This window comes from Aeromonas sp. S9(2024), assembly GCF_041403185.1.
In the GTDB taxonomy this organism is placed as follows: Bacteria; Pseudomonadota; Gammaproteobacteria; order Enterobacterales; family Aeromonadaceae; genus Aeromonas; species Aeromonas enteropelogenes.
The window spans coordinates 37,425-49,911 of the sequence record NZ_JBGLRE010000004.1; the positions used below are offsets into that span (position 1 = coordinate 37,425).

A 12,487-nucleotide genomic window follows, 5' to 3' on the forward strand; every position below is an offset into this window, starting at 1 on the left:
TTAATCCTTCTTTTTTGACCACGAGTGGAAACATATCGCGTCATAAAAGGGAAAACCGTGAAATCCGTCTAAAAATTTTTAAGAGGGCTCGTAGGTGAATGTGGGCCCCGCACTCCTTATACCAGCCCCGCTCGGATTCAATAACAACCAGGCCCCTTGGCATAAGTAACTCGTGTACCCAAACGACGCGAGGTTACTGTTATGACACACCACTACGATGATCATCCCGGACACGGTGATCACATCATCAATCAGGCATTGGCCATTCTGGAGAGCCGACAGCGGCATCTGGGCCACGCCTTCACTCAACCCAAAGCGGCAGCAGACTTCCTTCGGCTCAAGATGGGGGAGTACGAGCGGGAAGTGTTTGCCGTCATGCTGCTCGACAATCAACACCGGTTGCTCGATTACCAGGAGCTGTTCTTCGGCACCATCAATGCCGGCACTATTCATCCCCGTGAGGTGGTCAAGGCGGCCCTCAACAGAAACGCCGCAGCGGTCATACTGGCCCACAACCACCCCTCCGGTATGGTCGACCCTTCAGATGCAGACAAAGCGATTACCACTCGTCTCAAGGATCTGCTTGAGATGGTAGACGTGCGAGTGCTCGACCACTTTGTGGTGGGACAGCATGACATCGTCTCGTTTGCCGACAGGGGGTTGCTATGACCCCATCCAAACCGCTACAGGCCCTGTTCGCCAAGTTAATCGACCTCCACCCCGATGCCACTGCCCTGACCCTCAACTTCCGAAGTCCCGATTATTCCGCCGACACGGGGGGTTACCGTCCGGTCGAAATTCGTCTGGAGAAACGGGCTGGTAGCTGGGGGATGGCCTACGTTACCGAGTTCACTTACCTCGGTGGCGAGCTGGTCAAGGATCTCGATTTTGACTTCAACGCCGGGCTGGCCTCCCAGCTCTGGTGTGGAGAGCGGCCGCTGGCCACCACCATGGACCTCTACCGGCTCTGGGAGAGGAACTTTCTCGACTATCACCGGATGGAGGTCTACCGCCTGAAAATAACCCCTGAGTGATCGCTATGAATGACTTCATGAAAACCTTGCTGCTGGACGCCTTGAAGGCAGCCCTGACGGCGTTCGCGTCTGTCATCGTCAACGCGATGATGGCCCGCTACATGCCGCCGCACTTCTACAACATGAACGAAGAGGACTACCCATGAACAAAATGATCCTGACCTCGGTGACTCTGGTTGCCATTGCAGGGGGAACCCTGATGATCCGCCTAATCGCCCGTGACAAGGCTCATGCCGAGGAGCTGGCCAAGGTATTGCGGATGCCGGGCGGGGCGACGCGTCATTGAGATCCCCCGGTCGGCACCCTGCATGACCAATAGATAGAGCAGCCAGAGCATCTGGTTGACTACCCTTGCGGGCCCTCCATCACGGAGTGGCCCGTTTTCATTTGTATCACTGGCACAGGTCAATAGACCAAGCCCGTGTGACGCGAGCGAAAGTGCCACTTTTTGCCGGTCATATGGGTTCCTTTCGACCTTCTGACCGGTCGCGTCAGTATACCTTGCCCTATTGACCAGGAGGAGACCATGGCACTGGTGGGATATGCACGTGTCAGCACTGTGGGGCAGAGCCTGGATGCCCAGCTTCAGGCTCTGGCCGAGTGCAGCAAGATATTCAGGGAGAAGGTGAGCGGTGCAAAGGATGACCGCCCTCAGCTCGCGTTGATGCTGGATTTTGTTCGTGAGGGAGACGTGGTGATGGTGACCAAGCTGGATCGCTTGGCTCGCAACACTCGCCATCTGTTGGAGATCTCAGAGTACCTGCACGCTAAGCGGGTTGCTCTGAGGATTTTGAATCTGGGTATCGATACCTCGACACCTACCGGAAAACTGATGTTAACCATGATCGGTGCCATCGCCACGTTTGAGCGGGAGCTGATGCTGGAGCGTCAGGCAGAAGGGATTGCTATGGCAAAACAGCGTGGGGTCTACAAAGGTCGCAAGCCGACCGCCATGGCTAAAGGGGAGGAGGTGCTGTCACTCGCTGAACGGGGACTAGCCAAGGCCGAAATCGCACGTCGAACGGGGATCAGTCTCTCCAGTGTGCAGCGGATCTTGCGTGGACTGTCTGGCGAATGAATAGTTTTGACAACAAGGAAAACTACATGGAACAAGAGAAGACGAAACAAGAGTCCGGCCGGTTCTTCGAGCAGCGGGAAACAGCATCGGCACAGGTCGCAGGTAAGTGGGCCCGCTATCGCGATTGGCTAAAGCAATCTGTGCGACTAGAACTTCCGTCCAATTCAAGCGAGGTCAACAACAACCCTTATCTGCGGGGCGGGATCTGCAGTTATAACGCCTATCTCTCGGGCATGCTGAGGGCTCACCTGTGGGGGTTGTGGCTGACGGCACTTCTCGTGCTCGCCTGGCAGTTTCTGCTGCCTCGCATGGGGATGAGCATTAACTACAACGCAGGGCTTGGGATCATCATGGGCACTGTTGTAGTTGGTACTCTGCACTGGGCCATTCTGGTCTTTATTGGCTACGAAAAGCGTCTCCAGGCTGCCGTACTCACAGACCCGCTGAGCCGCATGATCGGTGTGGCTACTGTTGCGATGACTGCGACAGGATTCGTGATCGGATGGTTCATCAGCATTGAACGTTCTGCACACTTTGCAAGGATTTATGGACTATCCAATGATCTTGGCCTCGGCTATGACGTTGGACTCAAAACATCAGAGTTTTTGTCGGAGCTAGGCTATGACTCCTGGATATTGGCCAGCCAAGTCATGGTCTACGTTGGCTTGGCTCTGCTCTTCTTGATCCCAAGTTACCGCAACAGCGATAACCTTGCAGAAGAGGCGAAAGAGGCGTTAGGGAAGGCACAGGGCTATCCTACCCCGATCCTGTTTGTGTTCCATTTGCTTCTGCTGTTTCCGGCAGTGGCGATTCTGGCCTAGTAGACTTGAAGGAGCTCACATCAGAGCTCCTTTCTTTAGCAGGTATGCAAGGCATCAAGCCGGTAGCGGTGCTTGGCTCGGCAACCACGGCACCATGATTGTATCCTGGTTACACCAGCCATCCGTCTGAATCCGAATTCTCCTGCCCGATAGAACACATGAACGCCAGCCTGTTCTGAACAGTTCGGGCAGCTTTTGAGTTTCTGCCCGTTTTGATGGAACACAACAGAATGATTGAGTGGCTGGCCACAAGAACACTGGTCGGTCATCGGCGATCTCACTTACGGCGGTTGTCGGTTTCTTTGGCTACCCCTTTGAAGGGTTCTCCATCTTGTTTCTGGTCGATAAAGCGGCCAGTGTCAGCGTCCCGTTTCACCCAGTTTCCAGTCACCGGATTTTTTACCTGGGTACGGTCGTTGACGGAACCTTGTCGATAGCCTTTGCCTGTGTTCGTAGCCATATGTCACCTCGGGTTTAAGTGAGACCCAAAGTTATCATTAGATGTCATTTTGCTCAACATTGGGTTGATTGTTGAACTGCTGCGGGAGGGGATGGGGTCTTTAATGAGGTGCTTGCAGTGTACGGGGGAGGGCGGGTAGGATTGCCCTGTTTGTTACCCATTTAAGCATGTCCACTTGATGTGGATGACCGTACTTGCGGCGGATTCTCGCTTGTTGAGGTTTCAGAACACTGTGATGGCAATCAGTTCCATCCCCAAGTGCCTGATTTATTTGGGCTCGCATTGATAACCCGTCGACCTGGTCAGGACCGGAAGGTAGCAGCCAAGGCGGGGGACTCGAGTGCCGGGATGTGGCTGGTAGGGCCACCACTTGTTTCTGCCATTCAATAAGTTAGCTCCCAGCACCCCTTCAGACCTCTTGGTAATCCACTTTGTGTGGATAGTTAAGCACGCTTCCTGGCGATTCTACCGCTCCCTTTGCATGATCTCTGGCAACTACCGCAAGCTGATCCAGTGGCTTGTTTGTGCTCGTAGTGGTGTGTACTTGTACTTATCCAGTCGTCATTCTCCCATTGCCATTGCCATTGCCATTGCCATTGCCATTGCCATTGCCATTGCCATTGCCATTGCCATTGCCATTGCCGCGGTCAGTAGCACCCGCTCAACCTGGATAGTAGTCAGAACTCTGCGCTCCCTGGTTAAAAGAGAAAGCGTTGCTCAGGGGACCGATAGCTCCTGACAATCAAAAAAGCCATCGACTTGGCAAAGTACCCGGATTGAATGGCACGCGAAGATGCAAAAAAGAGTAAAACCGCCCATCGGGGCGGTTTTATATGTGTGAGGTTTAGAACTTCACTTGATAGTTCAATGTGTAAGTTCGGCCACGCCCCTTGTAGTCGTAGGCGGCCGGTTCATAGTGAGCCGAGTAGACAATCTGGGCGCGTTGTCCCCAGATGGTGGTGTAGTCCCGGTCAAACAGGTTCTGGACGCCAAAACCCAGGCTCCCGACCGGAAGTTGGTAGCTGCCCAACAAGTCAAACACAGTGTAACCATTCAACTTGTTCTGTTCGCTGTCTTCGTAGTCAAACATGGTTTGGCTCTGCACCTTGAGCGAGAGGGCTGAACCATACCAGCCTGCCCAGGCGCTGGCTTTTGAGGTACTGGCTTCACCGGCGGTCATATCTTGCCAGCCGTTATCTCCCTTGATTTCAGAGACAACATAGTGGCCAGCTGCCCCTAGCTGGATGTTGTCATGCACCCAGTAGGAAGCCATGCCTTCCAGGCCATACACGCGTTTCTTGTCTGCCAGCTCTTCGATAAGCAGGGTCTTTTTGTTGTACTCCACTGACTTGTCCGAGTGAGAGTAGTAGGCAGCAGTCTGGAAATTGAAACCACCCTGATCAAGGCGATAGCCAAGTTCAACGCTATTGGTCTTTATACCGGACATTTTGGAGTCGTTGACGTTGATGCTCTTGTTGAGCTGCCAGTGATCGCCGACCCGGGTATATTCCCCCTGACCATAGTACTTGGCCGGATCGGCAAGATCGAAACCTTGCGAGAAGTTTGCCCATACCTGCGAGCTATCGTTCAGATGATAAATGGTGCCGAGGTTGAACAAGCCAACACTGTAGTCTGTCTCGCCTCCGGGCACGGCGTCTGCGGAAGAGCCTTTACCTGCGGCGATCCTTTGCTGCTGCTGATAACCGACAAAATCGTCGATTTTATTGGTCATGTATTGGTAGCGAAAGCCGCCTTCCACGATCCAGTCATCAGTGATGGCGTAGTCTGCCTGCACAAATCCGGCCACCGAGCCCACTTCAATACCCGGATAGCGGCCGACTTGTGCGTAGGTGCGGTTGAGAAGGCTCCCCGTATTATTTGCAAGGACAGGGTCATAGAGCGCCTGATTGCTTTCCAGTTTGTCCTGGTATGCATCAAGGCCATATACCAGGTTGAGTTTGTCAAATTTTTTCGCCAGCGCAGCCTTTACCGAAAAAACGTCGCTAATTTGCTGGCCCGATGAGCTGAAATAAGGGGTATAGGTCTGATCTTCCTTGCGATAGGACACTTCGGTGATCAGCTGGTGATCCAAAAACTTATCGTCAATATAAGATGTGCTGAGCATTACCCGCGTCGTGCCATGTTCGCGATCCGAGTCGAAGCCTTTTCTTACGTCGATAAAGTCGCCATTTTCAATATATAGGCCATAAGGGGAGTCCTGTTGGCTGTCATAGTATTGGCCCAGCAGGTTGAGGTGTTTGGTATCTGACAGGTTGATACCCACAGTGGTCAAGAAATCAACGGTCTGATTGAACTGCAGTGAACCTTGCGAAATATCCGGCGTAATGATCTCGCCATCGGCGTCAAAAAAGCCTTGTGATTCCGAGTAAACGACAGAGGTGCGTGCTTTCACCTTGTCATTTCCTCCAGAAATAGATTGGGCGAGCTTGTAGTCAAGGTCTTCACCCGAGTTAAAGCCGGAGGTGGTGCCGACATAGGATTCAAACTCGAGTTCTTCATTCGTGGCTTTTTTGGTTACGATGTTGATCACCCCGCCAGACGCGCCGGCACCATAGATAGAGGTGGCTCCTGACAACACTTCAATGCGCTCAATGTTGAATGGATCAATAGAGTCCATATAACGGCTGATTTGACGGGATGATTGCAGGGAAATGCCATCAATCATGACCAGCATCTTTCGTCCGCGCAGGTTTTGGCCGTAATTGGTTCGTGCTCCGCTGCTGATATCCAGGGAAGGAATCGATGATGCCAGAATTTCTCCTAAGGATTTACCACCACGGTACTCCTGCTCGATGCGTTCAGAATCGATATACCAGACTGTACCGGGAATATCGCTGATGGCTTTTGGCGTGCGACTTGAGACGACGACCATTTCATCGAACGAGGTGGACTCTGATGCTAGAGCAGGAGTCGTTAGGAGTGCACTTGCTACCGCTAATGCGGCTGTGGATAAGCGCAATTTTTCATTATTGACTTTCATTTCCTTCCCTATTTTATAGTAATAAATCCGTAAAAATCAGTTTTACAATGATGATAAGCAGTGTGCTTATCTAAAAATAATTTTTGGCAGTGCCAACTCAGAGCCGTTTAAATTACCCATTCGGTTGTATTTTTAAGTTCAGGCGTTAGGTAAATAACAGACTCTATATGGGCAATGGATACCCGCCTGTTTTGCAAGGTGATTATTCACAAATACGTATTTTATAAATATCCTTCCATGTCATTTGTAGGTGATTTAAAGCAAGCACATCAAACTGATTTCGAGTGAGCACTAATGCATATGAAGAGTCTTCATGAGTGCCAAATACCGGACAGCTACTCGGCGGAATATGAATATCTCGAGCGCTCGGCAAACACACATGGATAAAAGTGACTGTCATCATTGCTGCGCATAACCGGTGTCGACTGGCGCTCCATAACTAAAATGGAGAGCAGGTGCAATCACAGATAAGGCGGAGCTAACCACGTGGGTACATGATCCGTGTCGAGCCGGTTGCTATCAGGCTCCATCCTCTTTCTCGCTACCTTGCAAACGAACAAATGATATTAATTATCATTTGAGCTTTCAACGGTTTTTTGCAATTTGGTGAACGCCATCAACAAAGCATTAACTGCTCTATCTATCAGCAAGCTGGAGAGAGCCCGCAGCTGGCAGGAAACGGGGCTGTTTGATTTCAGCCCTCCTGAAAGGGGTACTGGAGGTGGGATAGATCCTGCTCCCGAGGGCACAAAAGCCGTGTGCTTCGCAGGAAGGGGACCACGGTTATTCACCGCAGCCATCAAAGCACCGGTCATCTCGTCAATCCCTTGTCGGCGACTCTTCGTATGGCAAGGCCGTGCCGATCCGGTGGGCCTGCTCCAGTTCATCCATGTCGAGCACATATTCCCGGTTGTCCGCGAGGCTGGCTATTGCGAGATCGATGAAGTGGCGCACCCGGGCGGGCTGGGCGGCGCGACTGCCGTAGTAGAGAAACAGGCCGTGCATCTGGGTCATGTGCTCGAGCAGCAAAGGCACCAGGCGGCCGGCGCGGATATGCGCCGCCGCCGTCGGCCCGGCCAGCTGGCCGATGACGTCGCCGGCCAGCACGGCCCCCAGCTCCACCATCTCGTCGTTGGTGGAGAGTGCCGGGCGCACCGGATGCTCCTGCAGCTCGTCCCCCATCTTGACGTACCAGGGGATCAGGCGCCCGTTGCCCGCGTGGCGAAAGGCACTGCAGCGATGCAGGGCAAGATCGTGCAGGGTGAGGGGGACGCCATATTTGCGCAGATACGCGGGGGCGGCGCAGATGATGAGCTGCATGGGGAACAGGCGGCGCGCGATCAGCCCCTCCTGGGGCGAGATGCCGATGCGCAGCCCCACATCGACCCGCTCCTCCACCCAGTTGCCGACCCTGTCATCGAGCCGGATATCCGGCTGCACATCGGGATAGCGGTGGCAGTATTCCTCCAGCAGCGGCCCTATGACCGTCTGCACCACGGAGCGCGGGCCCACTATTCGCAGCGGGCCGGCGAACTCCTCACGGGTCTGGCGCGCCGCCGTCAGGGCTTGCTGCAGGCCGAGCAGGGCAGGCTGCGCCGCCTCCAGAAATCGTTGCCCCTCTTCGGTCAGCGACATGCTGCGGGTGGTGCGATGAAACAGGCGTACCCCCAGAGAGCTTTCCAGCTGCCCGAGCGCCTTGCTGGCGGCCTGGGGAGAGATCTGCTGGGCCTCGGCCGCCTTGCTAAGGCTGCCCAGCTCGGCCGTGTGTACGAAGGTGGTGATGGAACGCAATTCGTTGATCATGCATGGTCTGGCTCATGGATTTACATCATTTGGTTGTAACTGATTCCGCCATTTACCGTCTAGTTCGATGTTTATCCCATCTCTATAGTTCGTCCATCGACCGCGCCAGCCTTTAGCGCTTGACTCCCCTTCGGGTTGGTTGAGACAAGGGGCTGTGCATCCATGGTTACCAGGGCAGTTTCGGCTGCATTGTGAGAAAAGGAGCAAGCATGCAAACACGTCAATTGGGTAACAGCGGACTGACGGTGTCCGCCATCGGTCTGGGCTGCATGGGCTTGAGCTTTGGCTATGGTCCCGCCACCGACAAGGCGGAGGCGATCGCCCTGATCCGGCGTGCCTATGAGCTCGGGGTCACCTTCTTCGATACCGCCGAGGCCTATGGCCCGGGCGACAACGAGTTGCTGCTGGGGGAGGCGTTGGCCCCGTTTCGCGACAAGGTGGTGATAGCCACCAAGTTCGGCTTCAAGAACGGCAAGGTACCCGATGGGCTGGACAGCCGGCCGGAGAATATCCGCGCCGTGGCTGAGGCCTCCCTGCGCCGGCTCAACACGGATGTCATCGATCTCTTCTACCAGCACCGCGTCGATCCCGAGGTGCCGATGGAAGAGGTGGCCGGCACCGTACAGGATCTGATCCGCGAGGGGAAAGTGCGCCACTTCGGTCTGTCCGAGGCCGGCGTCGATTCCATCCGCCGTGCCCACAAGGTGCAGCCGGTGGCGGCGCTGCAGAGCGAATATTCCCTCTGGTGGCGTGAGCCCGAGCAGACGGTCCTGCCGCTGCTCGACGAGCTGGGGATAGGTTTCGTGCCGTTCAGCCCGCTCGGCAAGGGCTTTCTGACAGGAACCATCAAGGCCGATACCCGCTTCGAGGCGACCGATTTTCGCAGCATAGTGCCGCGCTTTGCCGAAAGCGCCCGCGCGGCCAACCTGCGTCTGGTCGAGGTGCTGGGGGATCTGGCTGCCAGCAAGGGGGTGACGCCAGCGCAGATTGCGCTTGCCTGGCTGCTGGCCCAGCGGCCCTGGATCGTGCCCATTCCGGGCACCACCAAGCTGCACCGGCTGGAAGAGAACCTGGGAGCGGCCGCCATCAGGCTCGGCAGCCGCGAGCTGGCCGACATTGACGCTGCCGTAGCAGGCATCGAGCTGGAAGGGGGGCGCTACCCGGCGCACCTGGGAAAACTGGTGGGGCGCTAAGGCACCCTGCTTGAAAGCGAGCCTTGCCAAGAAGCCTGGTTCATACAGCGCTTTGAGGTGCTTTCTCGCGCCGCCCCGGTTCGCCAGGGCCGTTATGTTGTTATGACTCACAGGAGCCGCGATGGCCGGTATTATCTCGTCTGTATTGCAATCGGGTCTGCCCGAACACCAGGACTCAACCCAGTATCGGGCAGGCCAGTTTCACAATCTGGTGGCGCCTCCGGAGCGCAGTTTCTGGGAGGGGGTCGGGATCTGGCGTGACTTCCTGTTTGGCAAGCCTGCCGGCACCCTGCCGGATCGCGCCATCCCGGTGCAGGCCATGACCCTTGCGGATGTCATGGCGGCTCCGGATTCCAGCGTCTGGCGGCTGGGTCACTCCAGCCTGCTGCTCAAATTGCGCGGCAAGTTCTGGTTGACCGATCCCGTCTTCAGCGAGCGCGCATCACCACTCTCATGGCTCGGCCCCAGGCGCTGGCACGCCCCGCCCATGGCCCTTGAGGATCTGCCGCCTCTTGAAGGGGTGATCCTCTCCCACGATCACTATGACCACCTCGATCACGCCACCATAGTGGCGCTACAAGGGCGGGTGGCGCACTTCATCACCCCGCTCGGGGTCGGGGCCAGGCTCCGCGCCTGGGGCGTACCTGCGCACAAGATCAGGGAGCTGGACTGGTGGCAGCAGACCCGGGTTGATGGCATTGAACTCATCGCCACACCGGCCCAGCACTTCTCCGGCCGCGGCCTGGGCGATGGCAACCAGACCCTGTGGGCCTCCTGGGTCATTCGCAGCGACGATTTCAAACTGTTCTTCAGCGGTGACAGCGGCTATTTCGCCGGCTTCAAGGAGATAGGGCAGCGCCATGGCCCGTTTGACATGGCCTTCCTCGAGACGGGTGCCTACAACTCGCGCTGGGCCCATGTGCACATGTTTCCGGCCCAGACCGCGCAGGCGTTTCACGATCTGCGCGCCGCCTGGCTCTATCCCATCCACAACGGCACCTTTGATCTCGCCATGCACCCATGGGATGAGCCCCTGGAGCAAATAACCCGGTTGGCGACCGAACAGCAGATCCCGCTGACCACCCCCATGATGGGCGAGCCTCTGTCCTTTCTGTCTCCCCATGGTGGCAGCACTTGGTGGCGGGAGTGAGCCATGGTCTGGCTCAAGGATGAAAACGGGCGCCCCAGCAAGGCGCCCGTCTTATCGAACCAAATACTGAACCATCAAGCCGCTGAGCACCGGTGCTGAATCTGGCGCGGCGGCGCTTCCTCAGGCCGGGTTGCCGATGGACATGGCGCGCTGGCGCTGGTCGCGCGCCACATATTTGTTTATCTCACCCAGCAGCGTCTCTTTGTTGATGGGCTTGGTGATATAGCCGTTCATCCCGTGGGACAAATAGTACTGCTTCGATTCGGGCATGGCATCGGCGGTCAGGGCGATGATGGGAATGTTGGCCCAGTGTTGGCGTGAGGCGCGAATATGGGTGGTGGCCGCCAGCCCGTCCATGACCGGCATCTGCACATCCATCAGCACCAGATCGAAGGTGGCTTGTGCCAGTTTGGTCAGCGCCTCTTCCCCCTGAACCGCCAGGGTGACCTGATGGCCGACGGAGTTGAGCATGGCGCCTATCACCTTGCGATTGGTGGCGTTGTCATCCACCAGCAGGATGCGATAGCTCTCCTGCACCACGGGTTTGGCGGGGAGGCAGACGATGGAGGGGGTGGTGGCCTGAGCGGGCCAGGTATAGGTAAAGGTACTGCCGCATCCCTCCCGGCTCTCGACCGATATGTCCCCTCCCATCAGGCGGGCGAGGTTGCGGGAGATCTCGAGGCCCAGGCCCGAGCCGCCATATTGGCGAGTGATGGAAACATCGGCCTGGGAGAAGCGTTGAAACAGGTTCTCTATCTGGTGCTGGCTCATGCCGATCCCCGTGTCCTGAATGGCAATGCGGATGGCGTGGCGTTCCTTGTCCAGCGGCTGGCTGTCCACCCTGACATTGACCTCGCCCTGGTGGGTGAACTTGATGGCATTGCTCAGCAGGTTGAACAGGATCTGGCGCACCCGCAGGGGATCAATCATCAGCCACTCCGGTGTATCCGGGGCTAGGGTCAGATTGAGGCGGATCCCTTTCTCGTCACAACTGCTCTGCATCAGTGCCCGGCTGTCTTCCAGCAGTTGGGGCAGGTGGTGGGGGGCCAGCAACAGCTCAATTCGCCCCTCTTCGAGCTTGGAGATATCCAGAATGTCGTTGAGCAGCCCCAGCAGGTGGTTGGCCGATTCACGGGCCGTGTCCAGGTAGTCCCGCTCCCTGGGATCCATCTCGCGATCGGCCAGCAGGGAGAGCATGCCGAGGATGCCGTTCATCGGGGTGCGGATCTCGTGGCTCATGTTGGCCAAAAAGCTGCTTTTCGCCCGCTTGCCCGCTTCGGCCTCGCGGTTGGCCCGGATCAGCTTCTCGTTGAGCTGCTGCATCATCTTGTGCTGCAGGAACGAAATATTCATCTGCCGCCAGATGAGCAGGGCAAGCACGAACAATAAGGCAAACTGCAGGGTGGCGATCAGGGTGGTGGTGATGATCTGCTTGCGCACTCCATCACGGCGGGCAACGTCGAACAGGGTCGCCTGCTCGTTGACCTCCAGGGTCAGCTGATGGAGCTGCGGGATCAGCTGCTCCAGTTGCTGGTTCAGCTGCAGACGTGCGGCCTGATCCAGCGGTTTGTCCTGACCCGGCCCGAGCCAGAGATCGGCGAGGGCGATATAACGGCGGATCCCCTTGCTGGCCTGCTGGTAAATCGGGGTCTGCTGCAACAGGTTGCGATCCTTGCTCTCCAGCACCAGCTCCATCCGGCTGACCAGGATGTCATATCTGAGCTGGAATTTGGCTTGCGAGTCATGGCGCAGCGCGTTTTGAAAGCGCAGCGCCTCGTTGTAGAGCTGGAAATAGTTCCACATGACGTTGTCTTCACCCTGGCTGGTGCTGCGCTGCAGATCCTGGAATTGCCGGTACTGGATGGTACCGATACCGGCAAAGGCCAACAGCAGGACGCAGAGCACCACGAACAGGGAGCGCTGGCTCGCAGCCATGGATCGCATGGG

13 protein-coding genes and 1 other RNA gene are annotated in these 12,487 nt (G+C 56.5%); 10 read left to right on the plus strand and 4 right to left on the minus strand.

The window, feature by feature from the left end; genetic code table 11:
- Nucleotides 1-201: 201 nt before the first annotated feature.
- The 6 genes from radC (at nt 202) to ACB028_RS08565 (ending at nt 2,933) form a co-directional block, all read left to right on the plus strand.
- A complete protein-coding gene (gene radC, locus ACB028_RS08540; protein ID WP_371144030.1) occupies nt 202-669 on the plus strand; it encodes a DNA repair protein RadC in 468 nt (155 codons plus the stop codon).
- Nucleotides 666-1,034 carry a DUF2787 family protein gene (locus ACB028_RS08545; RefSeq protein ID WP_005345165.1) on the plus strand — a complete coding sequence of 123 codons (369 nt, stop codon included), beginning with the start codon at nt 666-668 and terminating at the stop codon, nt 1,032-1,034. Before radC ends, ACB028_RS08545 begins: the two co-directional genes overlap by 4 nt.
- A 17-nt stretch (nt 1,035-1,051) precedes the next feature.
- Nucleotides 1,052-1,180: a hypothetical protein gene (locus ACB028_RS08550; protein ID WP_254902196.1), complete on the plus strand. Its 129-nt coding sequence runs from the start codon at nt 1,052-1,054 to the stop codon at nt 1,178-1,180.
- The gene (locus ACB028_RS08555; RefSeq protein WP_005345168.1) at nt 1,177-1,320 is read left to right on the plus strand and encodes a hypothetical protein; all 144 of its coding nucleotides are present in this window, start codon (nt 1,177-1,179) and stop codon (nt 1,318-1,320) included. The genes ACB028_RS08550 and ACB028_RS08555 overlap by 4 nt, the downstream gene beginning before the upstream one ends.
- Nucleotides 1,321-1,560: 240 nt before the next feature.
- Nucleotides 1,561-2,112 carry a recombinase family protein gene (locus ACB028_RS08560; protein ID WP_060389232.1) on the plus strand — a complete coding sequence of 184 codons (552 nt, stop codon included), beginning with the start codon at nt 1,561-1,563 and terminating at the stop codon, nt 2,110-2,112.
- A 26-nt stretch (nt 2,113-2,138) separates the two neighbouring features.
- Nucleotides 2,139-2,933: a hypothetical protein gene (locus ACB028_RS08565; RefSeq protein WP_223920026.1), complete on the plus strand. Its 795-nt coding sequence runs from the start codon at nt 2,139-2,141 to the stop codon at nt 2,931-2,933.
- A 277-nt stretch (nt 2,934-3,210) separates the two neighbouring features.
- Here the strand turns inward: ACB028_RS08565 and ACB028_RS08570 are convergent, their stop codons facing one another.
- A complete protein-coding gene (locus ACB028_RS08570) occupies nt 3,211-3,393 on the minus strand; it encodes a hypothetical protein (protein WP_223920027.1) in 183 nt (60 codons plus the stop codon).
- A gap of 269 nt (nt 3,394-3,662) precedes the next feature.
- Here ACB028_RS08570 and ffs point away from each other — a divergent pair.
- An RNA gene (ffs, locus tag ACB028_RS08575) (signal recognition particle sRNA small type) lies at nt 3,663-3,756 on the plus strand.
- Between the two features lie 181 nt (nt 3,757-3,937).
- Nucleotides 3,938-4,132, plus strand: a complete 195-nt coding sequence (locus ACB028_RS08580) for a hypothetical protein (RefSeq protein WP_371144031.1) — start codon at nt 3,938-3,940, stop codon at nt 4,130-4,132.
- Between the two features lie 105 nt (nt 4,133-4,237).
- Here ACB028_RS08580 and ACB028_RS08585 read toward each other — a convergent pair whose 3' ends face one another.
- Together ACB028_RS08585 and ACB028_RS08590 are read right to left on the minus strand one after the other, a co-directional pair.
- Entirely contained in the window at nt 4,238-6,394 is a 2,157-nt protein-coding gene (locus ACB028_RS08585; RefSeq protein ID WP_371144032.1) for a TonB-dependent receptor, read from the minus strand.
- Nucleotides 6,395-7,213: 819 nt separating this feature from the next.
- Entirely contained in the window at nt 7,214-8,197 is a 984-nt protein-coding gene (locus tag ACB028_RS08590; RefSeq protein ID WP_371144033.1) for a LysR substrate-binding domain-containing protein, read from the minus strand.
- A 209-nt stretch (nt 8,198-8,406) separates the two neighbouring features.
- On the opposite strand from ACB028_RS08590, the gene ACB028_RS08595 reads away from it, so the two are divergent.
- The gene (locus ACB028_RS08595) at nt 8,407-9,390 is read left to right on the plus strand and encodes an aldo/keto reductase (protein ID WP_371144034.1); all 984 of its coding nucleotides are present in this window, start codon (nt 8,407-8,409) and stop codon (nt 9,388-9,390) included.
- Between the two features lie 121 nt (nt 9,391-9,511).
- Nucleotides 9,512-10,540, plus strand: coding sequence for an MBL fold metallo-hydrolase (locus ACB028_RS08600; RefSeq protein ID WP_371144035.1), 1,029 nt, complete (start codon nt 9,512-9,514; stop codon nt 10,538-10,540).
- 120 nt (nt 10,541-10,660) lie between these two features.
- On the opposite strand, the gene ACB028_RS08605 is transcribed toward ACB028_RS08600, so the two are convergent.
- Nucleotides 10,661-12,484 (minus strand): ATP-binding protein, encoded by a 1,824-nt coding sequence (locus ACB028_RS08605; RefSeq protein ID WP_371144036.1) that lies wholly within the window; start codon nt 12,482-12,484, stop codon nt 10,661-10,663.
- Nucleotides 12,485-12,487 lie beyond the last annotated feature (3 nt).

Bases quoted from the DNA above. Each gene is read 5' to 3' on its own strand.
- radC (WP_371144030.1), top strand. From the start codon at position 202: ATGACACACCACTACGATGATCATCCCGGACACGGTGATCACATCATC.
- ACB028_RS08545 (WP_005345165.1), top strand. From the start codon at position 666: ATGACCCCATCCAAACCGCTACAGGCCCTGTTCGCCAAGTTAATCGAC.
- ACB028_RS08550 (WP_254902196.1), top strand. From the start codon at position 1,052: ATGAAAACCTTGCTGCTGGACGCCTTGAAGGCAGCCCTGACGGCGTTC.
- ACB028_RS08555 (WP_005345168.1), top strand. From the start codon at position 1,177: ATGAACAAAATGATCCTGACCTCGGTGACTCTGGTTGCCATTGCAGGG.
- ACB028_RS08560 (WP_060389232.1), top strand. From the start codon at position 1,561: ATGGCACTGGTGGGATATGCACGTGTCAGCACTGTGGGGCAGAGCCTG.
- ACB028_RS08565 (WP_223920026.1), top strand. From the start codon at position 2,139: ATGGAACAAGAGAAGACGAAACAAGAGTCCGGCCGGTTCTTCGAGCAG.
- ACB028_RS08570 (WP_223920027.1), bottom strand. From the start codon at position 3,393: ATGGCTACGAACACAGGCAAAGGCTATCGACAAGGTTCCGTCAACGAC.
- ACB028_RS08585 (WP_371144032.1), bottom strand. From the start codon at position 6,394: ATGAAAGTCAATAATGAAAAATTGCGCTTATCCACAGCCGCATTAGCG.
- ACB028_RS08590 (WP_371144033.1), bottom strand. From the start codon at position 8,197: ATGATCAACGAATTGCGTTCCATCACCACCTTCGTACACACGGCCGAG.
- ACB028_RS08595 (WP_371144034.1), top strand. From the start codon at position 8,407: ATGCAAACACGTCAATTGGGTAACAGCGGACTGACGGTGTCCGCCATC.
- ACB028_RS08600 (WP_371144035.1), top strand. From the start codon at position 9,512: ATGGCCGGTATTATCTCGTCTGTATTGCAATCGGGTCTGCCCGAACAC.
- ACB028_RS08605 (WP_371144036.1), bottom strand. From the start codon at position 12,484: ATGCGATCCATGGCTGCGAGCCAGCGCTCCCTGTTCGTGGTGCTCTGC.